The following is a 26,228-nucleotide window of genomic DNA, read 5'->3' as shown; positions in this document are numbered from 1 at the left end:
CATGCCGTGAATGAACTTGCTATGACTTGGCAAATAATCACTAAGCACAAGAAAGTTAGACCCAATCCATGTCTTTATTGAAAATTGAGCGCGATGGCGCGGTGACCACCCTCACAATTGACCGGGCCGAGACGATGAACCCGCTCGGCAGCCCGGGCGATGGCGATGAGTTTGCCCGTGTGTGTACAGAGATAAACCGCGATATGGGCGTGGCTTGCGTGGTCTTGACCGGAGCAGGACGAGCGTTTTCAGCAGGTGGCGATATCAAGGCGATGCGCGAGAAGACCGGGACTTTTGGCGGAAGCACGCCAGCGATCTCCGATGGATACCGCGACAACATCCATATGATGCTACGTGCGCTTCACTCGATCCGTGTGCCCGTCATCGCAGCGGTCAACGGTCCGGCGATAGGTCTGGGCTGCGATGTCGCTTGCCTCGCTGACATTCGGATTGCGAGTGAGAAAGCCAAGTTCGGCGTGACCTTCCTTAAGCTGGGTATCATTCCTGGCGATGGTGGCACCTGGATTTTGCCCCGCGTGATTGGGATGAGCCGGGCGGCGGACCTTTTCTACACCGGAGATGTGATCGATGCCGCTACGGCGCAGGATTGGGGCCTCGTGAGCAAGGTGGTGCCGCACGAAAACCTGCTCGATGAGGCAAAGGCCAAGGCGCAGAAGATCGCTTCTATGCCACCGCACTCTTTGCGCCAGTCAAAGATGCTCCTGCGTCAGGGTCAGCAGATCAATTACGACACTGCGCTTGAGATGGCCGCAAACACGCAGGCAATGATGCACACAACTGAGGATCACGCCGAAGGTGTCGCGGCATTAATTGAGAAACGCACGGCGGAATTCAAAGGACAATAGGATTTGGCGACCACCGTTCGGATTTTGGCTGTTCTTGGTGTCGCCTACCTGGCGGTATTGGCGATTTTGTTCGCGCTGCAATCGTCCCTGATCTACCCTGCGCCTCAGGATGTGCCCCCGTTGACGCCGGGTTATTCTGAGGTCCGGCTCGAAACCGACGATGGGCTGAGCTTGCGAGCGTTCCATCAAAGGGCCGATCATGGCAAGCCGACCGTCCTCTACTTCCATGGTAACGGCGGTACTTTGGCGGGCGCTAGCGTTTCGAACGGAGCGGTGGCGCAGGCTGGGCTTGGCGTGTTGCTGGTTGAGTACCGTGGCTATGGCGGCAATCCGGGAGAACCTTCGGAAGACGGGTTCTACCTTGACGCAGAAGCGGCCTTGCGGTGGTTGAGTGACGAGGGGATTGCACCCTCGCAAACTGTAGTCACGGGCAACTCGATTGGCGGTGGGGTCGCGACTTTTGCGGTGCAAGCCCTCGTGGACAGGGGAACCCCTCCAGCTGCGTTGATCCTGATTGCGCCCTTTACCTCCTTGCCTGACGTGGCTTCACAGACATTCTGGTGGTTGCCGGTCCGAGTCTTTCTAAATGAAACTTTCCCTAACCGAGAGCGTTTAGGAGGGCTGGCGCAGGTTCCAGTGCTCATACAACATGGCACTATCGACAATGTGATTGAGGATAGCCACGGGAAGGCACTGGCTCGTATTCCGCAGGTCGCCGAATTTCAGTCATTTGATGGTTCGGGACACGCTCTCTCATTCGAACAGCGCTCTCAAGAGGCACGGCGAGACTGGATCCTCGCTTTGCGGGTGAGTGACACCCGATGATGGCTAGAACCAGCGCCAGATCCCGGCCGGAATGCCCCCAATGGGAACGTGCAGCCAGGTCAGGAAGACGAAGAGAATAAGGCCCGCGCTCCAAGGGAGTGCACCGGCTTTGGCAAAACCGGAAAGTCGCGGCCAGTAGCTGGTCTTGGATTCCCACTCGACCCATGCTTCACCCATCAGGGCTCGCTTCTTTCGATCCTGCAACCGTGAACCGATAAGCGCGAGTATCCCGACAGATGCGGCAGTAACCGTAGTGCGCCAGCTCCAGTACAGCACGATGTGGGAGAGCGCCCAAAGCGCAAATCCCCACATCATTGGGTGACGCGTGATGGTGAAAACCCCTTTGGGCGCGGCGCGGGCGCTTTCTTCTGCGCCTGGCACGGCCATCGCTGGATTGCCAACCATCGATCCTGCAAAAAGCACCATCGCTGGAAGGGCAATGAAGGTTGCAATGGCCCAGCCGATTTGCCCTGATCCCGGAAGATCAGCTGCGGGGGATTCTATGAAAGCAAAGTAGATCGCCGCGAGTGACGCAAGGATCACCACCGAATAGCCGACCTGAAAACCCATATCGCCAAGCAGGTCCACCATGGGTTTGCGCAAAGGATGTGACATTAGGAAGTGGGTTCCGACAAAGGCGATGTTCGCGAAGATCAGTAATATGAGTGCGGTGTCCATACCCACAAAACTAACACCGATTTTACAAATCACCTAGGGCTGGCCGGGGATACCGGTGGGTATGATAGTAGCTTGCGCGGCTGCGACGAGGATCGGATCTTCGCCGCTGGACTCGGCAAAGACCTCTGCGCGCACCACTGCTTGGCGCTTGCCCGCTTTGATGACTTCACCTTTGGAGCGCAGACGCTCTCCCTTGGCGGGGCGCAGAAAGTTGATGGAGTAGCCACCGGTCACCACATCGCCGAGCACCGAGGCGCCTGCCCACGCGCAGGCATTATCGGCCATCAGGCCCACAATGCCGCCATGGGCAAAGCCGTGGTGCTGGGTCATTTCCGGGCGCAGTTTGAGGAGCAATTCGCTTTGACCCTCCCACACAACAATGGGCTCAACCTCAAGCCAGTTAGAAAAGCCCGACCGACCAACAGCCACGCGCTTCATGTATTTGATTGAGGCTTCAGGGCTATCGAAACGCGAATGTTGCATGAGAGAGATCCTTTAAGTCTGTAATACAGACTTATTAGCTCTTGCCAGTGGCTCTGACAAGTCTGATAGACAGACTAGATGAAGACCTATCAGCCCTCCCGCTCTCCATGCCCGATTGGCCGCGCCGCGCGCGTCCTTGGCGATCGCTGGGTTATTTTGATTATCCGCGAGCTGTATCTCGGAGCGCAGCGGTTTGAGGACTTTATCGAACCGCTGGGGATTAACCGCGCGGCGCTCACCTCACGGCTCAAGATGATGCAAGAAGCCGGTCTGCTCACCCGCGAACCACCTGAAGGGAAGCGCGCGCGGTATGTCCTGACCGACAGCGCAAAGGCGCTCACGCCTGTCTTTCAAGAGATGGCCGTCTGGGGCGAAGAGCACTTGTTTGCCGAGGGTGAGAAACCCACTGAATGGCCCTCTGCCTGAGGCTTAGCGCCCTTCGATTCCGATCAGCTCAACCTTGAACAGCAGGGTTGCACCGCCTGGAATGCGTCCGCCGCGACCGCGCGGGCCATAGGCAAGGTTTGAAGGAGCCGCGAGTTCGATTGTCTCACCAACGCGCATTTGCGGGATCGCCAATTCCCAAGCTGGGATAAGGCCGCTCAGCGGGAATGTTGCGGGCTGTCCGCGGCTATACGAGCTGTCGAATACATTGCCATCGATGAAGCTGCCCTCATAATGCACGGTGACGGTGTCGGCGGGCGTTGGGCTCTCTCCGAGCCCCAGATAGGTGACGTAACGCCAGCGGAGGCCGCCCTCCATCGTGTACCAGCCATCCGCCGCTTGAAGCCCCGAGAGATGGGTCTGCTGCGCATTGTGATAGGCGCGCTCAGCCAGCTCTTGCTCGCTTGAGGGGCCCTGCGCCGGAGCAGACGTTTCTTCATCCAGAGCAGTGGCACCGGTGGACAGCCCAAGAGTTGTAGCGCACGCCAGAGCGATCCATTTGCTTGTATTGCCAGACATTATGGAGTGTCCTGTTGATTTGGGGGGCCCGATCCCTCGCTTTAACGAGAGGGGCGGGGCCTACCCAGACAGTTGTATTAGCTTTTGCTGAAACCAGGTTCGCCAGCTTCGGGACCGGCCTCGGCCTCGCCTTCGATATGCCCGCCTTCATCGGTGAGCGTATCGAGATGCATAAGCTTCTTGATCAGCGGACTAACCACCATCACGGCGACACCGATGCCGACTGCATACCAGCCCACCGTGCTGTAAACCTCGAGCACAACCTGCTTGCCTGCCTCTTCGGTCACGCCGTCACCGCCTGTGGCCGATGCGATCAGACCAGCGGCGAAATTGCCCAGCGCTGATGCAAAGAACCAGGTGCCCATGACCAGCGAGGCCATATGCGCCGGGCTCAAGCGGTTCATCGCCGAAAGCCCAACCGGTGACAGGCAAAGCTCACCGGTAGTGTGCAACAGGTAGATCAGGAAGATGAAGATCACTGGTGTCGGGACGCTGACGCCAACTGTGCCTGCGCCCCAGACCAAGACCAGAAAGCCCAGTCCAACCTGCACAACTCCCAGACCGAACTTCATCGGTGTAGATGGTTCCGCCCCGCGCGCGCCCAGGCCCTGCCACAGCATGGCGAAGAATGGTGCGAGGAGCACGATGTAGATCGCGTTGATCGACTGGAACATCGAGGCGTTCACGCCTTGCGTATCGACATAACGGTCGGTGAAGACGTTGAGCGATGAGCCCGCTTGCTCGAACAGCGCCCAGAAGACGATCGAAACAAGGATGAGGAACATTGCGGCAAAGATACGATCGCGTTCTTGCGGCTTCAGTTTCGCAACTGCTGTCCAAAGGACGTAGAGCACAAGACCACCGCCAAAGATGCCAAGGACATAGCCGACAAGGTCTTGGTACTGGATTGCGGCCCAGCACAAAGCGACCATCGCAAGGCCCGCACCATAAATGCCAAATTCCTTACCGCCGGCGATCTTCGCCGGATCCTTAGGCTCGCCTTTGCCCAGGAGCAGCGGCTTACCGATGATAAAGAAGATGAGACCAATGAGCATGCCGATACCGGCAAGACCAAAGCCATATTCCCAACCGTAAGTTTGGCCAAGGAAACCGCAGATGATCGATGCCGTTGCTGCACCAACGTTAATCCCCATGTAGAAGATCGTGTAGGCGGGATCGCGGCGCATATCGGTGCGTGGATACAGCTGACCCACGAGAACCGAGATGTTGGCTTTGAGGAAGCCCGAGCCGACAATGATCAGCGCCAGCGCCAGCCAGAAGACGTTTATCATCGGATCAGACTGACCGCCCGACCCTTCAAACGCCATGAAAAAGTGACCAAGAGTGAGCAGGATCGCGCCGAACAGTACGGCCTTGCGCTGACCAAGGTAACGGTCTGCAAGATAACCGCCAACCACCGGAGCGATGTACACCAGCGCCGTGTAAGCGCCGTAGATCACATAGGCCTTGCTCTCTTCAAACAACCAGTGTTGAATGAGGTAAAAGATCAGCAGCGCGCGCATACCGTAGTATGAGAAGCGTTCCCACATCTCTGCGAGGAAGAGCACGAATAGGCCCTTTGGGTGCCCAACCACTTCGGGCGTGGGCCGCGTTATGAGATAGAGCCCTCCAAGCAAGAAGGCGGCAAGCGCGACAGACGCACCGCGAAAAGCCCACATTTCGAATGCACTATCGAATGTGAAAAACAATCCCTCGACCATATTGTCTCATTATCCCGAATAGCGCCCGCTTTGCCGGGCCGCAGATCGCGCCACCCTAGCGAGCAATTCCCTCGTGTGAAGCTTTTGTTTCGCGGTAGCCACATAATCTTGCCCAGCTGAACCTCGCTTGACGCGCATGGGTGTATTATGGCACTGATGCACCTATAAGGGGCCACATAAAAGAGACTCGATTATGACCCAGGCACGACCCGTTTACCTTAAGCTGCGCGATCAGATTGCCGCCGGCATTATTGAGGGCGACTATCCCGAAGGAGCGATGCTTCCGTCGGTGCGGACCTTGGCGGCCAAAGAAGGGGCGAACCCGCTTACGGTGGCCAAAGCCTATCAGCAGTTTCAGAATGACGGTCTGGTCGAAGTGCGCCGCGGTGTCGGCATGTATGTCGTCAAAGGCGCGGCCAAAGCCCTGCGACAGCGCGAGCGCGAGCATTTTTTGGCGCAAGAATGGCCCGAGATTCGCAAGCGCATGGCGCGCCTTGGGATCAAGCTCGAGGAGTTGGTCGAACGAAGCTGAATTCGCATCGTATGACCAGAGCCGGGCGTGTTTGTCCAATCCGGGTTAGCTTTACGGGGCCTTAGGCCCTTCAATCCTTGCAGTTTCCTGTGTTTTCTGGCACGTCTAAAGGACGGTTTGGCTTTCCGGTTCTGGGCTAAGACTAAACCAACGCAGGCCAATGCTGCTGCGCAAATATTGCACGGACAGGTGCCGAACCGAATGCTCGGAGGACAACATGATACGATCCGAATTGCTCACTGAACTGCACAAGGATAATCCAGAGCTTCGTGCTGAGGAAGTCGAACAGGTTGTCGACGTTTTCTTTGACGAGATCGCTCAACGTCTCGCGGAGGGTGGCAGGGTTGAACTTCGTGGTTTCGGGGCTTTTTCGACCCGTGAGCGCGAAGCCCGCGTCGGCCGCAACCCTCGGACAGGCGAAGCAGTAAACGTACCGGCCAAGCGCGTGCCTTATTTCAAAGCGGGTAAAGAGATCAAACAGCGCCTCAACGACGATTAACATCGCTCGTTTCTCGAGTTGCCCTTGACGCGATGTCTGCTATCGCGCCCATCTGATTGCTGAGCTGTCGCTGGCAAGCACATGATGCGGGTGTGGCGGAATGGTAGACGCCGGGGACTTAAAATCCCCTGATCCTATAGATCGTGTGGGTTCGAGTCCCACCACCCGCACCACTTTCACAAATCCTCTGTTGAGAGCCATGCTGTGGTTCAACCCCAGCTGTGCAGTGTGGCTCACGGCGCCTCACTGTCATCTAAGTGTGACTGCGCGTGAACCATTTGTGCGGCTGTTAACCCGCTTCGCCCAATGTCGCGGTGAAACGACGTTTGGGCAGTTTAAACAATGAAAAGCACTGCACGCGATCCTCAATTGACGGTCGATCTTGGCCATCCCCGCGATGCTTCTATCTTGGGCATCTCCAAAGAGGACAATGGACGGCCTGCTCAGCGTCTAAGATCCCCACGATACACCCTCTTGATTCGCGCAGCAAAGCTAGTGACCGACCATGGAGAATTTATCTGTGTGGTCAGAGACGTCTCCGAAACCGGCGTCCGCCTGCGCCTCTTTCACGACCCACCTACGGGCGAGCCGATCGAGCTCCATATGGTAGGCGGCGATGTCTATTCGCTGCGTCAGGTTAGGCAAGACGGGAATGAAGTGGGTTGCGAGTTCATTGAGCGCATCGACCTTCCAAGGTTTCTCACTGAAGAGAATGCGTACCCCAAGCGCGGTCTCAGGCTGAGCCTATGCTTTCCGATCAACATTGTCTCGCTGAGTGGACTCAGAGACGACGGCACGATCGTCAATCTCTCGCAGCAAGGCGCGCGCTTCTCTTGCAAGGGAATGTACGCGATTGATCAGGCCTTGCGCGTCGAATGTACCGAGCAAGAGGTAGGCTTCGGCGCGGTGAGTGCCAAGGTTCGTTGGAGAAGAGACAGCGAATATGGCGTGGTGTTTGAAAACACGCTCTCGCTTGAAGAATTCGCAAAGCTTGCGGCGAAACTGCAGAAACCCGAACTGCTAAGCGCAAACCCCTAGGAGCGCCATCAGGGAGTTTCTCGCAGATTTTACGGGTTTTCGCATTCACGTTTACGCCTCGCTAACCAATTTCCTTCACTTCCGATTTTGAACTGGCCGCAACCGTGCTGGCTAGAGGTTCAATTGGGGGCCATTCATGACGCGAACTCGGGAACAAACACCTTCTGGACAACCGGGGGTTTTGGACTGCGATGTTGCCATTATCGGCGCAGGACCGGCGGGTCTGACAGCGGGATACCTGCTCACCAAACAGGGCAAGTCGGTTGTTATCATCGAGAAAGATGAGACCTATGTCGGCGGGATCAGCCGCACGGTTGAGCATGAAGGCTACCGCTTTGATATTGGCGGGCACCGCTTTTTCTCAAAAAGCCAAGAGGTCGTCGATCTGTGGAATGAGATCTTGCCTGACGATTTCATTCAACGGCCGCGCATGAGCCGGATCTATTATGAGGGTAAGTTCTATTCCTACCCGCTTCGCGCATTCGAAGCGCTGTGGAACCTGGGCATTTGGCGCTCGACCATCTGCATGGCGAGCTATCTCAAATATAAGCTGTTCCCGATCAAAGACGTAAAGAGCTTTGAGGACTGGACCACCAATCAGTTCGGCAAGAAACTCTATTCGATCTTCTTCAAGACTTACACGGAGAAGGTATGGGGCATGCCTTGCGATGAAATGAGCGCCGATTGGGCAGCGCAGCGTATTAAGGGCCTCTCGCTCTGGGGCGCGGTTGTTGATGGGCTTAAACGTTCGCTTGGCCTCAATAAGAAACCCAATGACGGGCAAGAGGTCAAAACCTTGCTTGAAACCTTCCGCTATCCACGCCTTGGCCCGGGTATGATGTGGGATGCTGCGCGCGATCACATCCTGGCAACCGGCAAAGGCGAGGTTTTGATGGGCCATGCGCTTGATCGTGTGTCAGACGATGGCAATGGCTGGACGATGACCGCGAAATCCGCTGAAGGAACCGCACAAATCCGCGCCCAACATGTCATCAGCTCTGCACCCATGCGCGAGCTTTCCAAGCGTATTCACCCGCTGCCAGAATCCACGCTTAAGGCGGACAACCTTCGCTACCGCGACTTCCTTACCGTGGCTCTCATGGTGAAATCCGAAGATCTCTTCCCCGACAATTGGATCTACATCCATGATGACCGGGTGCAGGTCGGCCGGGTTCAGAACTTCCGCAGTTGGTCGCCTGAAATGGTGCCGGATGACGACATGGCATGCGTTGGCCTAGAATACTTCTGCTTCGAAGGGGATGGTCTGTGGTTGTCTTCTGACGAAGATCTGGTCGCACAAGCCACACGCGAGATGGAAATCCTCGGCCTTTGTGACCCCAAGAAAGTTGTCAGCGGCGCGGTCGTTCGTCAGGAAAAGGCATACCCTGTTTACGACGATGATTACGAAGCCAATGTCGATGCGATGCGTTTGGAGCTCGAAGAGAAGCACCCAAGCTTGCACCTGGCCGGCCGCAACGGCATGCACCGCTACAACAACCAGGATCACGCGATGATGACCGCCATGTTGACGGTTGAGAACATCGTGGCTGGCAAGCGCATCTATGACACTTGGTGCGTCAATGAAGATGCTGAGTATCACGAAGCTGGCGATGAGGGCGCAGAGAATGCTCTTCCCGCTCGCGAATCCGAGACCAAGCCTCTCAACAAAGATCAGGTGGCAGCGCTTACCTCGCTTCGCGGTGTGCCGGAACGGATTGCCTCTGAAGATGCGCCTCAAGAAGAGGTCCGCAAGAGCGCCTGATGGGTTTCCTCGCGCCTTTTCTTACCAGGTTGAGCGATGTGCGATTCATCCGCTACCTGCTCGCCAGCGTTGGCGCGCTGGCGGTGGACGTCGGGAGCTTTCTCGCATTTCTTGCGCTTGGAGTAATGGCAGCGCCGGCCTCAGCAATAGGCTACTCGCTAGGCATTCTTGCACACTGGTTGATGTCGAGCCGTGCGGTCTTTCAGGATCGTGTAGCCGCCTCTGGCGCTGCCCGTTCGCGGCAAAAGGCCCTGTTTGTGATTTCTGCGCTGGCGGGTCTCGCGCTTACGACAACCATCGTGGGCCTTGGCGATTGGGGCGGCATTGATCCGCGCGCAGCCAAGCTTGTTGCGATCGGTGTCAGCTTCTTCGCCACCTGGCTACTCCGCGCAAAAGTGGTCTTTCGCGAGGACTCAGCAACTGCAGAGAGCGTGTGAGCACCATGTTGGAGGAACGCCGCAGAGCAGCCTTTCCTCTCTCCTTCCTTGCGAAGGCTGGGCTGGCTTGGGTCTTTGTCAGTGCCTTTCTGGTTGCCACCAGTTGGGGCTCTATCACGAGTATGCATCTTTCCGACCCGGACGACGTCTTGCGCCTTATCCAGGTACGCGATCTTTTGGGCGGACAAAGCTGGTTTGACGTCACGCAATATCGCGTGGATGCCGCTGGTGGAGGCGTTGCCATGCATTGGTCACGCCTTGTCGACATACCGCTGGCGTTCTCCATCTGGGTGATGACCCCAATTTTCGGCAGCGCCTTGGCTGAAGCTATCGCGCTCGTTGCTGTTCCGCTCCTGACATTGGGCTGCGTCATGTTGCTTGCATCCCGCATCGCATGGAAGATGTGGGGCGATGAGGAGGCTATTCTCACTGCTCTCGTGATCGTGATCTCGATCCCAGTTCTCTTCCAGCTTTCGCCCTTGCGGATCGACCACCACGGCTGGCAATTGGCCTGTGCGCTTGTTGCTATAAACGGATTGCTCGCTCGTTCAGCCCGGCTGGGCGGCTGGATCATCGGCGCTGGGTTCGCGATCTGGCTGTCTATTTCGATCGAAGGCCTTCCCTTGGCGGCGATAACATTTGCAATTCTGGCTCTTCGCTGGCTGCGCGATCCTGCCGCCAAAGCCTGGCTTGTAGGCGCGATTCAATCACTTGCCATGGTGAGCGCAGCGCTTTTCGCTTTGACGCGGGGTTTTGGCGATCTGGCACAGTATTGCGATGCGATCAGCCCGGTTCACCTCGCCATGTTCGGTTCGGGAGCGGTCATTCTGACTCTGCTCGCCCGGATAAAGCGGCCGACACTGCTCACAATTATGGTAGGTTTCGCCTTGGCGGGAGGTGGTGCGTTGGCCATGATGTTGAACACCGCGCCTCAATGCGCGAGTGGCGGAGGATTTGCCCAAGTCGATCCTGTGGTGGCCGACATTTGGTTGTCCAATGTGCTGGAGGGCCGCCCTTTGTGGGAACAGGTGCTCGCCATCGCGCTCCAATATCTCGCCGCACCGTTGATCGGAATTTGCGCCGCACTCCAGCTGGCGGCGAGGTCTCATGACGGGTTGAGGCCTTTTTGGAGGGACTACGCGCTTGTTCTTGGCGGTGCCTTGGCGATCTCGGTTTTCGTTGCGCGCACTGGCGCGGTCGCATGCGTTCTCGCCAGCCCGCTGGTGGCCTGGCAATTGCGGCGTTGGTTGAAGGCTATTCGATTGATGGAAAACCCGCTCCCGCGCATGGCTGCAATGGTTGGCGTCGCCTGTGCGCTGCTTCCTGCCCTACCCGCCTTGCTGCTCACCAGCGCTATGCCAGTTCGAGCCTCGGTAGGGGGCGCAGCCGATGTGCCGATCCGTGTCGCTGATTGCCGCGTCCAAGATGCGAGCGATACCTTGTCAGAGCTCCCCAAAGGCGAGATTTACGCCCTTCTGGATATCGCCCCTGAATTGCTACTTGCAAGCGATCATAGCGTTTTCGCGACGGGGCACCATAGGGGGCACCAAGCGATGAAAGTGCTAATCGAAACGGCTATCGGCACCCCGGATGAGGCGCGCGAAACTCTTGTGGCGCGCGGCACACGCTATGTCGCGATGTGCCCCACTCTCCATGAATCGCGCACCTATGCGAAGATCAATCCGCAGGGATTTGTGCCACAATTGGCTCAAGACAAGGTGCCCGACTGGCTTGAGCCGGTTGCCGTTCCTGACAGCAACGGTCTTAAACTCTGGAAGATCAAGTCGGAATAGGTGCTTGTCTGGCTATGCCGGCACAAATTTCATGGCGATGCCGTTGATGCAATGACGCTTGCCGGTGGGCTCAGGGCCGTCACCAAAAATGTGACCCAAGTGGCTCCCACAATCTGCACAGTGCACTTCGGTGCGAGGGAATCCGATCTTGAAGTCAACCGAGGTGCCAACTGCGCCCCTGTCGATTGCTTGCCAGAAGCTGGGCCAGCCGGTGCCGCTGTCGTATTTGTGCGCCGAGGAATAGACTTTATTGTTGCAGCCTTTGCACACAAAGTTACCTTTGCGCTCTTCGCGGTCCAAGGCCGAAGAATAGGCGCGCTCCGTACCTGCGTCGCGCATCACATAATATTCGGAGCGCGTGAGCTTGCGACGCCATTCGGCCTCACTTCTTGTGATTCGGAAGTCGCCGCTCGCGGTGCGTGCCTGCACCTCCGAGCCGCACCCGCTAAGGAATGGCAAAACAGCGACGATCCCGCTCGTCGCCAGGAATGACCTTCGGTTGGTCTTTGTCGTTGGCATTGGTTGTACTCTTTATGATCACTGGTTTCACTCAGTGAATACGTTGGCTGAGCCCAAAAAGTTACACATCAATCCCTGAAAAAATCAAAACTCGGTGATTTCGACCTCAAGCTTGCGGAAGCCGTGGACGAAATTGGCGCGTACGCGTTCCACATCGCCAGCCACATGGACCCGCATGCGACGCTTGTGCATTTCTTCCAGCAGAACGCGCAATTGCAGCTCCGCCAGACGTGCACCCACACAGCGGTGAATGCCATAGCCAAAGGCGATGTGGCGCTTGGCGTTTTCACGAGTGAGGTCGAGCTTATGAGGCTCAGGGAAGATCTCTTCTTCGTGATTGGCTGCCAGATACCAAAGGATGACTTTTTCACCCTTCTTGATCGTTTTGCCAAACACTTCGGTGTCTTCGGTGCAGGTGCGGCGCATATGCGCAAGCGGGGTCTGCATCCGCAGCATTTCCTGAACCGCATTCGGGATGGTGTCTGGGTTTTCTTCGAACTTCTTGCGCTGGTCCGGGAACTTGTCGAGCGCATGGACAAAGCCGCTCATCGAATTGCGGGTGGTGTCATTGCCGCCCACAATCAGAAGGATCAGATTGCCCATGAATTCTTCCGGGCGCATCTGGTTCATCGCCTCGGAGTGGATCATCATAGAGATGAGATCATTGCCGGGCTCTTTATCCTGCGTGCGCTCAATCCAAAGCGATTGGAAATAGGCGGCCATTTCATGCAAAAAGCCCCAGCGCATTTCATCGAGCTCACGCACAGTGGCAAGCTCAGTATCGCCTGACCAATCCGACCAGAAGGTGAGCAAGCGGCGGTCTTCCCAAGGGAAGCCGAAAAGTATCGCAAGCATGCCGGTTGTGAGTTCAATCGAGACTTTATCGACCCAATCGAACACCTCACCGCGCGGCAGTGTGTCTAGGAGTTCGCCGGTCCGCTGACGGATTTCCGGCTCCATTTCCTTCATACCCGAAGGCGTGAATTTGGGAGCCACAGTGCGGCGCTGGCCGGTGTGCTGCGGGCGATCCATCGCAATAAACATCGGAAGCTCGCGTCTATCTATTCCGCGTTCAGCCAACTCTTCTTTACTCAGCCTATCGAGGATGGTGATCCCGCCTTGTTCCCAGCTTGATGAGAACGTCTCGGGCAGGGCTTCGATATGCTGGATCGCCTTGTGGCCGACCACCGACCAATAGGGGCCAAAGGGGCTATCGTCGATCCAATGCAAAGGGCCAGCCGCCTGCATTTCAGCGACGATCGGCTGCCACTTATCTTCGTAGTAAATGTCCGAGCGGCTCAAATCCCATTTGTGGCTGTGTGTTGGGACATCCTCAGGGTGCTTTGCGAAGTGCTCTGTCAGCGCTTTGTAAGCGGTCGGCGAAGTGCGAACCTCTGGACGCGTCATTGGGTTCTGCGGTGCTACGGTGGCCATGTCTCTCTCCTGTAGGAGGTGCGAGACTCAGTTCACTACACTCTCCCATCTGCTGTCATCCTGCCTTAACTGACAGCAATGTCAATATGAGTTTTGATCCGCCACTTATTCGGCGGGTTCCATTTCCGAGGAATTGCGGCGGAATGACCAACCACGCTTCTTCTTGGTGCCAGCGCTCCCAGACTTCATAACCTTTTTGCGGAAGAGCAAAGAGCCGCCTTTTACGAGGAGGCCGACCCAAAGCACTTGCCAAGCGAGGGCTCCGATATGGATCCAAAGCGTTTCCTCAAGCGCGGCGCGCGCCAACATCGCGAAGGGTGAGGATAGCGGAAAAGCTATCGCACCCATCTCCAACGCGGAACCCGGCTGAGTGATGGTGTAGGCGGCAAGGAAGAACACCATTAACTGCATCATAGTGACCGGCATGGACATGGTCTGCACCTCGCGCACCGTGCTCGCCATTGCACCGATCGTGAGGAACAAAGCTCCGAGCAGCAGATAAGCCATCGAGAAATAGAGCACGCCAAGGAACAGGAACATGCCCCAGCCAACAGCCGGGCCAGGAAGTTCACGGAAGTTGGTTTGTGTAACGGTCACAATCGCGTCTTCGGCAATGGCCCAGAAACCCCATCCCAGTGTTCCCCAAACGGCAATGCCGACGAAGGAAACGCCAAGCATGGCGAAGAGCTTGCCCATAAAGACAGAATCCATCGGGATGGCGGCGGCAAGGATTTCGATGACCTTATTGCCCTTTTCCTCGGCCAGATTGGAAAGAACCATTCCCGCCAGAAGCATGGTCAAAAGGAACATCACCATCTGCGCGGCTTGTGCGGTGCGAATGCGATTGGTGCGCTCCGAGGCCGCGCTTGAGGCCACTGTCGTCGTTCGTGAGGAAGGGAAAGCTAGCGGGCTCGCTGCCATCGCGTCAGCGGCCATAAGCTCAACTGGCCCTTTCCAACGGTTCACGTGAGGTTCGGTCCCGACAACTTCGGGTGCAGCCAGCGATCCAGTGACAATAGCGGCGTAATTGCCTCTGCGCTCTTCCATAAAGGCTTGTGCGTCAAATTTGGGATCATCTTGTGCCTCAGTGACTTCGCGCAATGCCGGTATCGCGCCGCCCAATTGCGGGCGCAGCCTATCGCTTGCGGCTATAATGGCGGCGTTGTCCTCCGCGCTCATCGCGAGGCCGACCTCAATCGTGACCGCTTGACGCGACACTTGGCCACCGATGCTACCGGCAAGACCGCCTACCAGAACTGGGAAAAGTGGACCGATCAGGAAGAACAGAAAGGCGCGGCTGAAAAGCACAGCGACGAAATCGCGGCGGGCAATGACCCATGCCGCTTCGAGTTTTGACAGTCGCGGTGATGCGTCAATGGCGGCTTGATCGTGAGCGCTCATTTGGCATCTCCCTGTTGGTCTGCCTCAAGTTGCTTGGCAGCCGCCTCACCAGCAATCGCGACAAAGGCATCATGAAGCCCGGCACGCTCGATTGAGAGTGAGAGAATGCCTGCCTCGCCTTCGATCAGGGTTTTGAGCAGAGGCTCCACACCTGTTTCGGGAAGCGGGAAGTAGAAGAAATCGCCTTCGCGCCGAGCCGCGTCAGGAAGAGCAGCTGTCCACCCTCCTTCGCGCGCGCGCGTCTCGAGGCGGACTTGTGCCGGGATGCGGTCGCGTGCGGATTCGACGCTTCCCGCATAAGGGACTTTACCTCCTGCAATGATCGCAACGCCTTCGCACAGTCGCTCAGCATGGTGAATCACGTGGGTCGAGAAGATCACCGTCACGCCGTCGTCAGCCAGTGCACGGATCATGCTTTCAAGCTTGCCTTGATTGATCGCATCCAGGCCCGAGAAGGGCTCATCCAGCACTACCAGGCGTGGGCGGTGGACCAGGGTGCCGAGCAGCTGGACTGTCTGCGCCATACCTTTGGAAAGCTGACGAATGGTCCGGTTGGCGGCGTGCGCGAGATCGTGCCGCTCGAGCAACTCCAAGCCGCGCTTGCGCCCCTCGGCGAGCGGAAGCCCGCGAAGTGCTCCCATAAAGGCAATCGCCTCGATCGATTTCATCGCAGGGTAGAGCCCGCGTTCTTCAGGGAGGTAACCAATCAACCGACCAATATCGTGCGGCCGATCATGGCCAAAGATCATGCGTACCCCGTCATCGGGATCGATAATGCCAAGCAGCATGCGCAAGGTTGTCGTCTTGCCTGCGCCATTAGGGCCAAGCACGCCGTAGATAGCGCCTTCGGGCACTGACAAATCCACACCGTCAACGGCTCGCGTGCCGTCAAAGCTCTTGACGAGGCCCCGCGCTTCGATTGCTAACGGGCGACTGTCGGGCTGAACAGAGTTGTGAAGAAGCGACCCATTGTCTGGCGTCATGTGATCATTTACCTGCATGTGCATGGAAGCGACAGTTAACGCGTGAAACTGAATGGGAGCAACCCCAAGCATGGTTAACACGCGCACAAGACTTAACCTGGAACACCGCATCGAGGCGCAAGCGCGGGAGCTTGGTTTCGCCAGTGTTGGTTTCACCGGTGCGGACGAAGATCCCTTGCGGGCGCAGCGCCTCGAAGAATGGTTGGGGGAAGGACGTCACGGCTCCATGGAATGGATGGAAACCCGCCTCCACCACCGCCGCTCTCCGCAAGGGCTTTGGCCAGAGGCCAAGTCAGTTATTGCGCTTGGTATGAGCTACGCCCCTGCATTCGATCCGATGGCTTTGGACGATGTTGGAGAGCGCGCTCGCATCTCGATCTATGCTCAAGGCAAGGACTATCACGACGTGGTCAAGAAACGTCTGAAAGCGCTCGCGCGCTGGCTGGTTGAGCAGGAGCCGGAGAGCGAGCTTAAGGTCTTCGTCGATACGGCCCCGGTTATGGAAAAACCTTTGGGCGAAGCGTCCGGGATCGGTTGGCAGGGCAAGCACACCAATTTGGTGAGCCCGGATCACGGCTCATGGCTGTTTCTGGGGGCGGTCTACACAACGCTCGAGTTGGAGCCATCACAGCCTCACCGTGACCAATGTGGCTCCTGCCGGGCGTGTCTTGATAGCTGTCCAACGGATGCCTTCCCGAATGCTTACACACTCGATGCAAGGCGTTGCATTTCCTACCTTACCATCGAGCACAAGGGACCAATTGCGGAGGAGTTCCGCGTGCCTTTGGGCAACCGAATCTATGGCTGCGATGATTGTCTGGCGGTGTGCCCGTGGAACAAATTTGCGAGCGAAGCCTATGCTGCGGCCGAATTCCTGCCCCGTGCTGAGCTGACCGCGCCGCGCCTGGCCGACCTGTTGGCGCTCGATGATGCAGGGTTCCGGGCGCTCTTTTCCGGCTCTCCGATCAAGCGGATTGGAAGGGACCGGTTCGTGCGCAATTGTCTCTATGCAGCGGGTAACAGCGGGGAGCCGCAATTGCGTGCCTATGTAGAACCGTTGCTGAATGATCCCGATCCGGTGGTTGCCGATGCAGCCAAATGGGCCAAAGCGCGACTTAGCGAATCCGTTTAACCCTCGTCATCTTGCTCGCGCTCATTATGTTCTCCAAGGCGCGGAGCATGGCCCAGCTTGTCCTGTTCCCAATCGCTGAAACGATTGGGGTCGCGCATTTGGTAGAGCGGACCTTCACTTGGATGCTCGGTTCGCACGAAAAAGCCGGACTCGCGAAGATGCGGATCGTGGATCACATCATCGAGATCTATTGCGGGCATACAGGGGATGTTGGCTCCCCGCATGATTGCAACGCACTCATCGGTGGTCTTGGTCGCTGTCAATTCGCCAATGCGGGTGTAGAGTTCGGGCGCGGAGCGCACCAAAGTTGCCGGGTCCTTCCAGCGTTCCTCTCGCGCAAATTCAACATCACCCAACAGTTTAATAACGAGCGGAAAATGCGGGAGCACGTAAGGCACGATACTGACCCAGCCGTCTTTCGTGGGGAAGGGCTGGCGGTCGGGGTCAACCTGGCGTTTGTAGCCGGCACCCGAATTGGGCGGATCGAAAGTGTGACCGTCCAGATGTTCCTTCATCATGAAGCTTGCGAAGGCCTCAAACATGGGCACTTCGATCATTTGCCCGCGCCCCGTGCGCAAGCGATGTGTGATCGCCGCGAGCGTAGCATAGGCGGCGTGAAGTCCCGCAACTTTGTCAGCGATCAGTGATGGTAGGTAGCGCGGACGCCCCTCTCCATCGACGCGTGACAGCAGCGACGTCGTGCCGCTCGCTGCCTGAATGACGTCATCATAGGCTTGCAGCCCGCTGTAAGGGCCGTTGGACCCAAAGCCGACGCAATGGACATAGATGATCTCCGGGTTGAGCGCCTTGACTGCTTCGTAATCGAAACCAAGCCGCCCGATCGCCTTGGTCCGCACATTGTGCACGAACACATCCGCTTCTTTGAGAAGGCCACGCAGCCGCTCCACGTCACTCTCTTGCTTGAGGTCGAGCATGAGTGACTTCTTGCCGCGATTGAGGGCGATAAAGCCCGGACCCATCCCTGGCGTCACAGCAGGCTTTGCGCCATAGCGATAAACGTCGCCGCCTGGTGCTTCTATCTTAGTGACTTCCGCGCCATAGTCGGAGAGAATCTGCGTGGCATATGGGCCAAAGACCACGCTGGTGAGGTCGACCACTTTGATGCCCTCAAGCATCGGCTGGTTGTCACGAGGCTCCGCCGGCAAAGCTATCTCAAATCATCTCTTTGAGCGGGACATCGGCATCGGCCAGCAGCGCAGGATCGATCTTTTCTGGCCCGCTTTCCAAGAGTTTGCGTGCTTGAACATAGTCCTTCATCGTGCCCACACAGTCGAAGGCGATTGGCCGACCTTCCTTCATATAGACCACCGTGAACTTGCGTGTCGCTGGGTCGCCGCGAACAATCGTGTCGTCATAGCCAATGTTGAGCCCCGCGGTTTGGAGCTTGAGATCATACTGGTTGGACCAAAACCATGGCAGCGCGTGATAAGGCTGTTTGTCGCCCATAATCGCCTTGGCGACGGTATTGGCCATGTCATTCGCGTTCTGCACCGATTCCAACCGGATTACCGCACTGTTGGCAAATGGATTGGCGTGCGCCGCGCAGTCTCCGATAGCGAAAATATCATCGAGCGTTGTCCGGCAGAAGACATCGACATCCACCCCGTTCGAACCCGCCGCCCCTGCTGCGATCAAGGGCGCAACCGCTGGTACAATACCGATCCCGACAATGACCATATCGCAGGGCAAGGTCTCATCATTATCGAGGAGTACGCCGGCGACCTGCCCACCCTGGCCAAGCACTTCAGAAACGCCATGCGACAGGCGGATATCCACGCCTTGCCGCTTGTGTTCCTCCGCGTAGAAATCCGAAATCGCTGTGCCAGCGACGCGGGCGAGCAAGCGATCCTGCATCTCAACCACGGTCACATCGCATTTAAGTTTGCGCAGGACAGCGGCGGCTTCGAGGCCGATATAACCGCCACCGATAACCACGGCCCGCTTTGCGCCGTCCTCAAGTGCCGCCATCATGCCATCGGCATCACGCCGGTCGCGCACGTAGTAAATGCCTTTGAGGTTAGCCCCTGGAATGCCCAGCCGCCGCGGGTCTGCGCCGGCCGACCAGATCAGCTTGCGATAGCCGATTTCGGACCCATCAGAGAGCGTGAGCGAGTGCCGCATCCAATCGATTGAGGTAACACCGCTGCCCAGCCGCAGTTCGATACCCTTGTCTGCCCAGAATTTCTCGGGTCGGATCATGATCCGTTCCCAAATCTTGTCGCCGGCGAGATATTCTTTTGACAAGGGCGGGCGTTCATAAGGCGGATGCGCCTCACGCCCGATCATCAGGATCGAGCCTTCATGCCCCTGTTGGCGCAGTGCGATGGCCGCTTGGGCACCGCCATGGCCCGTGCCTACGATTACGACATCAGCCGATGTTGCAGATGGTCCCGCTTCGCTCATGCCCACGCCGTTCGCCCAAAAAGTGTGCTTTCGTCAAGACCGAACAGTTGAGGTCTCTCTACCACGCGCTCAACGCCCCAGGAGGTTGCGCGCTTGTGCCGCAATTTGCGCCAGAGCAGCCGGTGCCACCGGAGGTGAGCTTTGCGCACGTCCTATCATTGAGCGGAACTGCGCAATCGCTGGCCCATTGGCATCGGCCCATTTTGCAATCGCAGCTTGCGGATCATGTTTGCCCGATTTGCGCCGGGTCAGGCGACGCAGGAACTCAATCCGCATATGCTGGAAATCGCGCGCGAGGCCATCGACAAGCAGGCGCTCCCATACATCGCTTGGCGACATATGCGCCGCTGTCCCTTGCGCCCAGTCTATACCAATGCGGTGCCCTATATCGCCAAAGGCAAGCGTGAGCTTGGCCGGGTCTATTCCGGTGTTAATCGCCAGATTGGCAAGGCCAACCGAGCCATCGTAATCGAACAGGTCCGACACGCGGTTGGCCAGATCGGCGGGTGCTCCCTTGCCAATGAAGTCGGTGCGTAGGTTTTGTGAGCGTTCTTGCGTTTCGCCAACGAGTAGGTCCGCACGCTGTTTACAGAGCACGGCCACGCCGTCTTGCAGACTTTCAACCATAACACCTGCTTCGACCCGCCCACCGGTTGTGCGCAGCACATCTGACATAAGATTGCCCACCGCTGCCGCCTGGCGGTCGAGCAGGGCAATTCGGGCGGTTTCAGGCATCTTTGACGCGTCGATATCCTGCCACAACTCCTTCAAATTGTAGAGGCGCTCAGCAACCACGAAGGCGGCGGCGACGTCGCTCAAGGTAACGCCCTCTTCCTCCGGCAATTCGAACGCATGGATCAAGCCCAGACGGTTGACGATGCGGTTGGAAAGGTCAGTCGCAATAAGCTCGCGTCGCAGCTGGTGATCGCGGATGAAGGAAAGGTATTTGCTCTGCATCGGCTTGGGGAAAAGCGCGATCAGATTGCTTTCCAGCACTGGATCGTCAGGAAGTCCGCTTGCTTCGATTGCATCTTGTAGCGCGAGTTTGGTCGAGGAAAGGATCACCGCCAACTCAGGCCTTGTCAGACCCTGTCCATCGGCAGCGCGGCGCGAATAGTGTTCGCTGTCTGCCAGCCCTTCAGTTCGCCTATCAAGCGCGCCCGTTTCCTCAAGACTCTCGATCAGGCGGGTGTAAGAGGCGCTCGCACCTGCACCGCCAGCTTCTGCAATTGACAAGGCGAGTGCTTGCAGACGGTTGTCCTCCAGCACAATCTCGCCAACTTCATCAGTCATCTCAGCGAGCAATGTGTTGCGCTTGCGACCGCTGATGGCGCCATCGCGCGTTGCTGCGGCGAGGGCGATTTTGATGTTCACCTCATTGTCCGAGCAATCAACGCCGGCTGAATTGTCGATGAAGTCAGTGTTGATCCGCCCGCCAGCTAGTGAGAACGCGATCCGGCCTGCTTGTGTGATCCCGAGGTTTGCACCCTCGCCAATCACCTTGGCACCAACTTCGCGTGCATTCACCCGCAGGGAATCGTTCGATGGATCGCCCACTTCAATGTGGTTTTCATCCTCGGCCTTGATGTAAGTACCGATCCCGCCAAACCAGAGGAGATCGACTTCGGCCTCGAGGATTGCGGTGATCAGGGCATCGGGCTGTATCTCCTTGTCCTCAATTCCCAGTGTATCCCGCGCTTTCTTGGAAAGCTTGATGCTCTTGGATGAGCGCGAATAAACCCCGCCGCCCTTAGAAATGAGGTCCTGATTGTAGTCCTCCCAACTTGAACGTGGGAGCTCAAAAATGCGCTTGCGCTCTTTCCAACTGGTCGCGGGGTCAGGATCCGGATCGATAAATATGTGGCGGTGATCAAACGCTGCGACCAGCTTGATCGCTTTGGACAAAAGCATGCCATTGCCGAACACGTCGCCCGACATATCGCCGCAACCCGCGACCCGAACGCTGTCCTTCTGTATGTCGATCCCCATTTCGAGGAAGTGGCGCTGAACGCTTACCCACGCGCCGCGCGCGGTGATGCCCATGGCCTTGTGGTCATAGCCATTGGAGCCACCGCTCGCAAAAGCATCGTCGAGCCAGAAGCCAGCGTCTTCCGCAATGCCGTTGGCGACATCGGAGAAGGTGGCGGTGCCCTTGTCGGCGGCGACCACGAAATACGGGTCTTCGCCGTCGTGCACGCGCACAGCCTTGGGGGGCACCGCTTTGCCGTCGACGATATTGTCGGTGACTGACAGCAGAGTGCGGATGAAAACTTCGTAGCTCGCCCGGCCTTCAGCTGCCCATGCATCGCGATCGATAGCCGGTGAAGGAAGCTGTTTGGGATAGAATCCGCCCTTGGCTCCGCTCGGCACAATAACGGCGTTTTTCACCTTCTGTGCCTTCATAAGCCCAAGAATTTCGGTCCGGAAATCGTCACGCCTGTCGGACCAGCGAAGCCCGCCGCGCGCGACCGCGCCAGAGCGCAAGTGAATGCCCTCCACTCGCCTGGAATAGACGAAAATCTCGCGCCATGGCACCGGTTTAGGGAGGCCGGGAACCTGGGCAGAATCGATCTTAAACGCCAGCGCTTCTTCAGCAGCCGGCGAGAACGCATTGGTCCGCAAAATCGCATCGATCACTGCACGGTAGAGACGCAGGAGGCGGTCGTCATTGATCGCGCTGACCTTGGCGAGGCCTCGACCAAAGGCGCTGATTGCTGCTTCAATCGCGGCCTCTCTGTCGCCAGAAAAGCTGGGGTCGTGACGACCTGCGAACAGGTCGATCATGGCTCTGGTCACGTCACCTGCGCGCTCGAGCGCTTCGACTACCGGATAGATTGTGAAGTTCGCGCCTGTCTGACGCAAATAGCGATAGATTGCACGCAGCCACACCGTCTGCTTTGCACCCAATCCATTGGCCACCACCAGCCGGTTGAAGGGATCATTCTCCGACTGGCCGTTGAGCACTTCGGCAATGGCGGTTTCGATTGGTTCGGCGCGGTCTTGCAACGCGTCAATGTTGCTGCCTTGGGGCGCAACCAGAGTGTATTCATGGATCGTTCCCAGCCTGCCTTCATCCAGGCGGGTGGGGACTTCTGACAGTACACGGAAGCCGAAGTTCTCGAGCACCGGTACGGCATCGGACAGCGCGACTCTGCCCGTAACATGATAGATTTTCAGGCGCAGATCACCGCGCGTGTCATTCTCCAGCCGGTACAAGCGGCATGTGCGCGTATCAGGAGCATCGCTGGTCGCAATTCCGTGGATTTCAGCAATGTCGAGCGCGGCTTCGGCCGGGCCATAGCGGAGGCGATATCCGGCAGGGAACCCTTCGGCATAGCGCTGCGCAATGGCGGCGACACGCGAGCTGTCATCGGTCTTGGCAAGATGGGTCTCAACCGCCTCGGTCCAGCCTTTGAGAAGGTCCTCAAGCTGCTCCTCAATTGCATCTGCATCGGGCATTTTCGCGATGCTGCGCGAGTCGAGCAGGAATTGCAGCATGGCAAGCGAGCCGCCTTCGACCTCAAGGCTCCAGCTCAATAGGTCGAGCCCGGTTGTCTCGGTCAAAAGATCCTGAATCTGTAGGCGCAACTCGGTTGAGAGATAGTCACGGGGCAGCCAGACGAAGGCAAAGACGTGGCGACCAAGAGGTGATTTCACCAAGATGATCCGCGGGCGCGGGCGGTCGACAAGGCTCATCATGGTGGTTGCTAGCCGGGTGATGTCGTTTTCGTGGATGCTGACAAGCAAATCACGTGGCAAAGCGCTGAAGGCATGAGCGAGCGCTTTGCCGGCGTGGCCTGCGGGATCAAAGCCCAATTCCTGGGTCATATTGGCAAGCGCTTTGCGCACGACCGGCACTTTTTCAGGGGGCGCGGTCAGGCCAGCGCTCGTCCAAACCCCGGCATGGACGGAAAGTGCAGTGACTTTGCCGCCTTCGCGCACAGGCACAAGGAGCACATCGAGCGGCACGCGCCTGTGAACATTGGCAAGTTGATTGGCTTTGACGACCAGGAGATCGCGCCCATCGCCACCCTTTTCGAACCACGCAAAGGCGCGCTCATAAGACGCATCGGCAAGGATCGCCTTGGCGCTCTTGCGACAAATGCCGAGGCTTTGCTTGACCTCGCCATCGCGGATTCGCGTCAAATGACCCAACTGTGTCAGCAAGCCGCTGTTGAGCCACTCGAGGAGCTTGGCGCTTTCGCATTCACCCAGTGCATCTGTATCGCGCGCCATGATAGAGCGCATTTTTGGCCAGTCGGTAACAGCTGCCCGCACATCACCCAAGGTGGCGCGCAATGCGCTCAACAAAGTTCGCCGTTGCTTTGCGTCCACGCGGGGCGTTTCGATATAGATGAGCGATTCTTTAGAGTCGTCTTTGGCCTTACCACCAACGCTTGTGAGAACGCCCTGTGCGTTTCGGGCAACCGGAACAATCGGGTGGAGCAATTGGTCAATGCCGATGCCTGAAGCGGTGATTGTTGCCGCAATCGAGTCCACCAGAAACGGCATGTCATCATTGACGATAGCGATACGCAAACGCCGCTCGCTCGTATCCGATTCATGCGTGATGACCGAACGCTTAGGCGCTCGCTTCTGCGCGGCGGCAAGCAAGAACTGCGCCGCGCTCTCCAATGCGGATTTGTCGAGCGGTGTTTCACCAGGGAGGATTGAGGCCGAAAGGTGCTGTTTAAGCGCTTTCAACAAGGACTTGGTCTGGGCGGAATCGGTCTTCGCACTCATAGCCGAGGGCTCCTCTCCTGGCTTTGGTGTACCTCGGCTTGGACTTCGCGTAATTATGTTGTGCCGAGTTGTTCTTATCGTGCTGTGCAATACAGGTCTTTGGGGGGCTTAGGCAAGCACGATTAGCTCACAAATTCATCTGCCTTACGCTGCGACTGATTGGCAGGTTTCCAAAGTGAGCTCGATTGAGCGAAGTCGCGCTTCGGGATCGAAGGTCGCGCCGCAAAGAATGATCTCATCTGCGCCCGTCCGCCTGACAAAGGCTTCAATGTCCGCGCGCACTTTTTCAGGCGTGCCGACCGCTGCCGCTTGGCTAAGATGATCGAGCATGGCGCGGGCGGGGGCGGGAAGAGTCTCGGTGTAGTTTGCGATCGGAGGCGGGAGTTTGCCCGGCGTACCGCTTCGCAAGGCGACGAAGCTCTGCTGCTGGCTTGAAGCGAGAATGCGGGCTTCCTCGTCGGTTTCAGCCGCAAATACATTCATGGCCACCATGACATGTGGTTTGTCGAGCGCATCAGAAGGCTGGAAATCGCGGCGGTAGACTTCCAGGGCGCTATCGAGATGGTCGGGGGCAAAATGCGCCGCGAAGGCATAAGGCATGCCGAGTTTCGCCGCGAGTCGCGCACCAAAAAGGCTGGAGCCAAGCATCCAAAATTCGACATTCGCGCCTAGGCCCGGTGTTGCTTTGATCGGCAGATCGACGTCGCCCGTCATCAATGCACGCAGTTCGAGCACGTCCTGAGGGAAATATTCCGAGGCCTTGTGCAGATCCTTGCGCAGCGCGCGTTGCAACTCAGGACCAGCTCCGGGTGCACGACCGAGACCCAGATCGATGCGACCCGGAAACAAGGCGTCGAGAGTCCCGAATTGCTCAGCGATCTGAAAAGGCGTGTGGTTGGGCAACATGATCCCGCCAGAGCCGATACGGATGCTGCTTGTCGCATTGCCAATATGGGCAAGCACAACCGAGGTCGCTCCGCCCGCGATACCCTCCATGGTGTGGTGTTCAGCGACCCAAAACCTTTTGCACCTGAGTTTTTCTGCTTGAACGGCCAGCTGCGCCGCGTTCCCCAGCGCCTCGGCGACGGACCCGCCTTCACGGACGGGGACAAGGTCAAGCACTGAAAAGTCGGTCATTGGGGAAGCCTCTCTTTATGCCGCCCCAATCTGCGCCAGGTACTCTTGGGCGGTCAAGGCCTCTGGGCTCTCCGGCGCGAGATCGATCACCGACTGCCAGCTTTCGCGCGCAGCCTGTTCACGGCCGGAAAGCACGGCAATCACTCCCGCCTCGAGCCCAATTGAGGCATCGGCAGGCGCGAGCGAGCTTGCCCGCTCAATCGCTGTCTGAGCTTCTGCCAGCCGGTCCAATCGTCGCAAGAGAGTTGCCTTCAAAAGCCACGAGCCTGCCTGTTCCGGCACCAATTGGGTCGATAACTCGAGCTCTGCAAGCGCATCTTCTTGCCGTTGCAGAGCGACATAGACGCGGGCCAAATCACTGGCGATAATGGCTTGCATTGGGGCTGAAGCAGCGGCTGCAGCATTGTCTTTGGCCAATTTCAGAATAGTTTGCGAACGCTCAAGATCCTGCGCTGCCAATGCAGCATTGCCAGCCATGGCGCCAAAGCGTGCCCTGGCTCGCAATTCTTCCGCCGGTGTTTCATCGCGGGCGGCAGTGAAGGCTGCGATGGCATCTTCCCAGAGCCCGAGCTCAGTCGCGGCAAGCCCCAAACAATGGTTTGCGAGAATGCGTGGGCGCCCGGAACTGTCATTGCGCCGTACCTGAGCCAATGTGTGCGCACGCGCTGCTTGTTCCGGCAGCATCCCAAGGCATTCAGCAAGCCAAAGCGCATCCGGATCCCGTTCAATGCTCTGCTCTTGCTCTGGCCGTGGAGGCCGATTGAGCAATTCATCGGGCGTCCCGAGAACGCTGTTGGCGGAAGGGTTTGGCCCAACCTGAAGAGCGGCGACCAAGAGCGATGAGATTAGAGCCACAGG

Annotated in this window: 23 protein-coding genes and 1 tRNA gene; 11 read left to right on the top strand and 13 right to left on the bottom strand. The window is 57.7% G+C overall.

Going from position 1 to position 26,228, the window contains the following annotated elements; translation table 11 throughout:
- The first annotated feature begins 68 nt into the window (after nt 1–68).
- Together Q0778_RS09125 and Q0778_RS09120 are read left to right on the top strand one after the other, a co-directional pair.
- Entirely contained in the window at nt 69–866 is a 798-nt protein-coding gene (locus tag Q0778_RS09125) for a crotonase/enoyl-CoA hydratase family protein (protein WP_298335587.1), read from the top strand.
- Between the two features lie 3 nt (nt 867–869).
- Nucleotides 870–1,691, top strand: a complete 822-nt coding sequence (locus Q0778_RS09120; RefSeq protein WP_298335585.1) for an alpha/beta hydrolase — start codon at nt 870–872, stop codon at nt 1,689–1,691.
- A gap of 3 nt (nt 1,692–1,694) precedes the next feature.
- Here Q0778_RS09120 and Q0778_RS09115 read toward each other — a convergent pair whose 3' ends face one another.
- Complete coding sequence (locus tag Q0778_RS09115) at nt 1,695–2,369, bottom strand: NnrU family protein (protein ID WP_298335583.1); 675 nt, start codon at nt 2,367–2,369, stop codon at nt 1,695–1,697.
- 33 nt (nt 2,370–2,402) lie between these two features.
- Nucleotides 2,403–2,852 carry a PaaI family thioesterase gene (locus Q0778_RS09110; RefSeq protein ID WP_298335581.1) on the bottom strand — a complete coding sequence of 150 codons (450 nt, stop codon included), beginning with the start codon at nt 2,850–2,852 and terminating at the stop codon, nt 2,403–2,405.
- Nucleotides 2,853–2,930: 78 nt separating this feature from the next.
- Between Q0778_RS09110 and Q0778_RS09105 the strand changes: the two genes are divergently transcribed.
- Nucleotides 2,931–3,278 (top strand): helix-turn-helix domain-containing protein, encoded by a 348-nt coding sequence (locus tag Q0778_RS09105; RefSeq protein WP_298335579.1) that lies wholly within the window; start codon nt 2,931–2,933, stop codon nt 3,276–3,278.
- Between the two features lie 3 nt (nt 3,279–3,281).
- Here the strand turns inward: Q0778_RS09105 and Q0778_RS09100 are convergent, their stop codons facing one another.
- Both Q0778_RS09100 and Q0778_RS09095 read right to left on the bottom strand, forming a co-directional pair.
- Nucleotides 3,282–3,815: an FKBP-type peptidyl-prolyl cis-trans isomerase gene (locus Q0778_RS09100; RefSeq protein ID WP_298335577.1), complete on the bottom strand. Its 534-nt coding sequence runs from the start codon at nt 3,813–3,815 to the stop codon at nt 3,282–3,284.
- 77 nt (nt 3,816–3,892) lie between these two features.
- The gene (locus Q0778_RS09095) at nt 3,893–5,536 is read right to left on the bottom strand and encodes a peptide MFS transporter (protein WP_298335575.1); all 1,644 of its coding nucleotides are present in this window, start codon (nt 5,534–5,536) and stop codon (nt 3,893–3,895) included.
- Nucleotides 5,537–5,729: 193 nt separating this feature from the next.
- Here Q0778_RS09095 and Q0778_RS09090 point away from each other — a divergent pair, with 193 nt between their 5' ends.
- The 7 genes from Q0778_RS09090 to Q0778_RS09060 all read left to right on the top strand — a co-directional run bounded on the left by Q0778_RS09090 (nt 5,730) and on the right by Q0778_RS09060 (nt 11,597).
- Nucleotides 5,730–6,068 (top strand): GntR family transcriptional regulator, encoded by a 339-nt coding sequence (locus Q0778_RS09090; protein WP_298306768.1) that lies wholly within the window; start codon nt 5,730–5,732, stop codon nt 6,066–6,068.
- Between the two features lie 217 nt (nt 6,069–6,285).
- Entirely contained in the window at nt 6,286–6,567 is a 282-nt protein-coding gene (locus tag Q0778_RS09085) for an integration host factor subunit beta (protein WP_298306771.1), read from the top strand.
- Nucleotides 6,568–6,653: 86 nt separating this feature from the next.
- Nucleotides 6,654–6,740, top strand: a tRNA-Leu gene (locus Q0778_RS09080).
- A gap of 169 nt (nt 6,741–6,909) precedes the next feature.
- Nucleotides 6,910–7,605: a PilZ domain-containing protein gene (locus Q0778_RS09075; protein WP_298335573.1), complete on the top strand. Its 696-nt coding sequence runs from the start codon at nt 6,910–6,912 to the stop codon at nt 7,603–7,605.
- A gap of 136 nt (nt 7,606–7,741) precedes the next feature.
- Nucleotides 7,742–9,367, top strand: a complete 1,626-nt coding sequence (locus Q0778_RS09070; protein ID WP_298306777.1) for an NAD(P)/FAD-dependent oxidoreductase — start codon at nt 7,742–7,744, stop codon at nt 9,365–9,367.
- Nucleotides 9,367–9,804, top strand: coding sequence for a GtrA family protein (locus Q0778_RS09065; RefSeq protein WP_298306780.1), 438 nt, complete (start codon nt 9,367–9,369; stop codon nt 9,802–9,804). The genes Q0778_RS09070 and Q0778_RS09065 overlap by 1 nt, the downstream gene beginning before the upstream one ends.
- Nucleotides 9,801–11,597: a hypothetical protein gene (locus tag Q0778_RS09060; RefSeq protein ID WP_298335571.1), complete on the top strand. Its 1,797-nt coding sequence runs from the start codon at nt 9,801–9,803 to the stop codon at nt 11,595–11,597. Before Q0778_RS09065 ends, Q0778_RS09060 begins: the two co-directional genes overlap by 4 nt.
- Nucleotides 11,598–11,609: 12 nt before the next feature.
- On the opposite strand, the gene msrB is transcribed toward Q0778_RS09060, so the two are convergent.
- The 4 genes from msrB to Q0778_RS09040 all read right to left on the bottom strand — a co-directional run bounded on the left by msrB (nt 11,610) and on the right by Q0778_RS09040 (nt 15,934).
- A complete protein-coding gene (msrB, locus tag Q0778_RS09055) occupies nt 11,610–12,116 on the bottom strand; it encodes a peptide-methionine (R)-S-oxide reductase MsrB (RefSeq protein WP_298335570.1) in 507 nt (168 codons plus the stop codon).
- An 84-nt stretch (nt 12,117–12,200) separates the two neighbouring features.
- Nucleotides 12,201–13,550 carry a cytochrome P450 gene (locus Q0778_RS09050; RefSeq protein WP_298306789.1) on the bottom strand — a complete coding sequence of 450 codons (1,350 nt, stop codon included), beginning with the start codon at nt 13,548–13,550 and terminating at the stop codon, nt 12,201–12,203.
- Between the two features lie 105 nt (nt 13,551–13,655).
- Nucleotides 13,656–14,951, bottom strand: coding sequence for an ABC transporter permease (locus Q0778_RS09045; protein WP_298335568.1), 1,296 nt, complete (start codon nt 14,949–14,951; stop codon nt 13,656–13,658).
- A complete protein-coding gene (locus Q0778_RS09040; protein ID WP_298336146.1) occupies nt 14,948–15,934 on the bottom strand; it encodes an ATP-binding cassette domain-containing protein in 987 nt (328 codons plus the stop codon). The genes Q0778_RS09045 and Q0778_RS09040 overlap by 4 nt, the downstream gene beginning before the upstream one ends.
- A gap of 70 nt (nt 15,935–16,004) precedes the next feature.
- On the opposite strand from Q0778_RS09040, the gene queG reads away from it, so the two are divergent.
- Nucleotides 16,005–17,066, top strand: coding sequence for a tRNA epoxyqueuosine(34) reductase QueG (gene queG / locus Q0778_RS09035; RefSeq protein ID WP_298335566.1), 1,062 nt, complete (start codon nt 16,005–16,007; stop codon nt 17,064–17,066).
- Here the strand turns inward: queG and Q0778_RS09030 are convergent.
- From Q0778_RS09030 to Q0778_RS09010, 5 genes are all read right to left on the bottom strand, one after another.
- Entirely contained in the window at nt 17,063–18,202 is a 1,140-nt protein-coding gene (locus Q0778_RS09030; RefSeq protein ID WP_298335564.1) for a CoA transferase, read from the bottom strand. The two genes, queG and Q0778_RS09030, sit on opposite strands and share 4 nt — an antisense overlap.
- 37 nt (nt 18,203–18,239) lie before the next feature.
- Nucleotides 18,240–19,490: an FAD-dependent oxidoreductase gene (locus tag Q0778_RS09025; protein ID WP_298335562.1), complete on the bottom strand. Its 1,251-nt coding sequence runs from the start codon at nt 19,488–19,490 to the stop codon at nt 18,240–18,242.
- Between the two features lie 69 nt (nt 19,491–19,559).
- Nucleotides 19,560–24,233: an NAD-glutamate dehydrogenase domain-containing protein gene (locus Q0778_RS09020; RefSeq protein ID WP_298335560.1), complete on the bottom strand. Its 4,674-nt coding sequence runs from the start codon at nt 24,231–24,233 to the stop codon at nt 19,560–19,562.
- Nucleotides 24,234–24,377: 144 nt separating this feature from the next.
- Nucleotides 24,378–25,370: an LLM class flavin-dependent oxidoreductase gene (locus tag Q0778_RS09015; RefSeq protein ID WP_298306814.1), complete on the bottom strand. Its 993-nt coding sequence runs from the start codon at nt 25,368–25,370 to the stop codon at nt 24,378–24,380.
- A 15-nt stretch (nt 25,371–25,385) separates the two neighbouring features.
- On the bottom strand, nt 25,386–26,225 hold the full coding sequence (locus Q0778_RS09010; RefSeq protein WP_298306818.1) for a hypothetical protein: 840 nt from the start codon (nt 26,223–26,225) through the stop codon (nt 25,386–25,388).
- Between the last annotated feature and the right edge of the window lie 3 nt (nt 26,226–26,228).

The sequence above is a fragment of the uncultured Erythrobacter sp. genome, from assembly GCF_947502395.1.
GTDB lineage: Bacteria > Pseudomonadota > Alphaproteobacteria > Sphingomonadales > Sphingomonadaceae > Erythrobacter.
Note: the sequence above shows the minus strand (reverse complement) of the source record. Positions and strands in the feature narration are given on the sequence as shown.

Bases quoted from the DNA above. Each gene is read 5' to 3' on its own strand.
- Q0778_RS09125 (WP_298335587.1), top strand. From the start codon at position 69: ATGTCTTTATTGAAAATTGAGCGCGATGGCGCGGTGACCACCCTCACA.
- Q0778_RS09115 (WP_298335583.1), bottom strand. From the start codon at position 2,369: ATGGACACCGCACTCATATTACTGATCTTCGCGAACATCGCCTTTGTC.
- Q0778_RS09110 (WP_298335581.1), bottom strand. From the start codon at position 2,852: ATGCAACATTCGCGTTTCGATAGCCCTGAAGCCTCAATCAAATACATG.
- Q0778_RS09105 (WP_298335579.1), top strand. From the start codon at position 2,931: ATGAAGACCTATCAGCCCTCCCGCTCTCCATGCCCGATTGGCCGCGCC.
- Q0778_RS09100 (WP_298335577.1), bottom strand. From the start codon at position 3,815: ATGTCTGGCAATACAAGCAAATGGATCGCTCTGGCGTGCGCTACAACT.
- Q0778_RS09095 (WP_298335575.1), bottom strand. From the start codon at position 5,536: ATGGTCGAGGGATTGTTTTTCACATTCGATAGTGCATTCGAAATGTGG.
- Q0778_RS09090 (WP_298306768.1), top strand. From the start codon at position 5,730: ATGACCCAGGCACGACCCGTTTACCTTAAGCTGCGCGATCAGATTGCC.
- Q0778_RS09085 (WP_298306771.1), top strand. From the start codon at position 6,286: ATGATACGATCCGAATTGCTCACTGAACTGCACAAGGATAATCCAGAG.
- Q0778_RS09075 (WP_298335573.1), top strand. From the start codon at position 6,910: ATGAAAAGCACTGCACGCGATCCTCAATTGACGGTCGATCTTGGCCAT.
- Q0778_RS09070 (WP_298306777.1), top strand. From the start codon at position 7,742: ATGACGCGAACTCGGGAACAAACACCTTCTGGACAACCGGGGGTTTTG.
- Q0778_RS09065 (WP_298306780.1), top strand. From the start codon at position 9,367: ATGGGTTTCCTCGCGCCTTTTCTTACCAGGTTGAGCGATGTGCGATTC.
- msrB (WP_298335570.1), bottom strand. From the start codon at position 12,116: ATGCCAACGACAAAGACCAACCGAAGGTCATTCCTGGCGACGAGCGGG.
- Q0778_RS09050 (WP_298306789.1), bottom strand. From the start codon at position 13,550: ATGGCCACCGTAGCACCGCAGAACCCAATGACGCGTCCAGAGGTTCGC.
- Q0778_RS09045 (WP_298335568.1), bottom strand. From the start codon at position 14,951: ATGAGCGCTCACGATCAAGCCGCCATTGACGCATCACCGCGACTGTCA.
- Q0778_RS09040 (WP_298336146.1), bottom strand. From the start codon at position 15,934: ATGACGCCAGACAATGGGTCGCTTCTTCACAACTCTGTTCAGCCCGAC.
- queG (WP_298335566.1), top strand. From the start codon at position 16,005: ATGGTTAACACGCGCACAAGACTTAACCTGGAACACCGCATCGAGGCG.
- Q0778_RS09030 (WP_298335564.1), bottom strand. From the start codon at position 18,202: ATGCTTGAGGGCATCAAAGTGGTCGACCTCACCAGCGTGGTCTTTGGC.
- Q0778_RS09025 (WP_298335562.1), bottom strand. From the start codon at position 19,490: ATGAGCGAAGCGGGACCATCTGCAACATCGGCTGATGTCGTAATCGTA.
- Q0778_RS09020 (WP_298335560.1), bottom strand. From the start codon at position 24,233: ATGAGTGCGAAGACCGATTCCGCCCAGACCAAGTCCTTGTTGAAAGCG.
- Q0778_RS09015 (WP_298306814.1), bottom strand. From the start codon at position 25,370: ATGACCGACTTTTCAGTGCTTGACCTTGTCCCCGTCCGTGAAGGCGGG.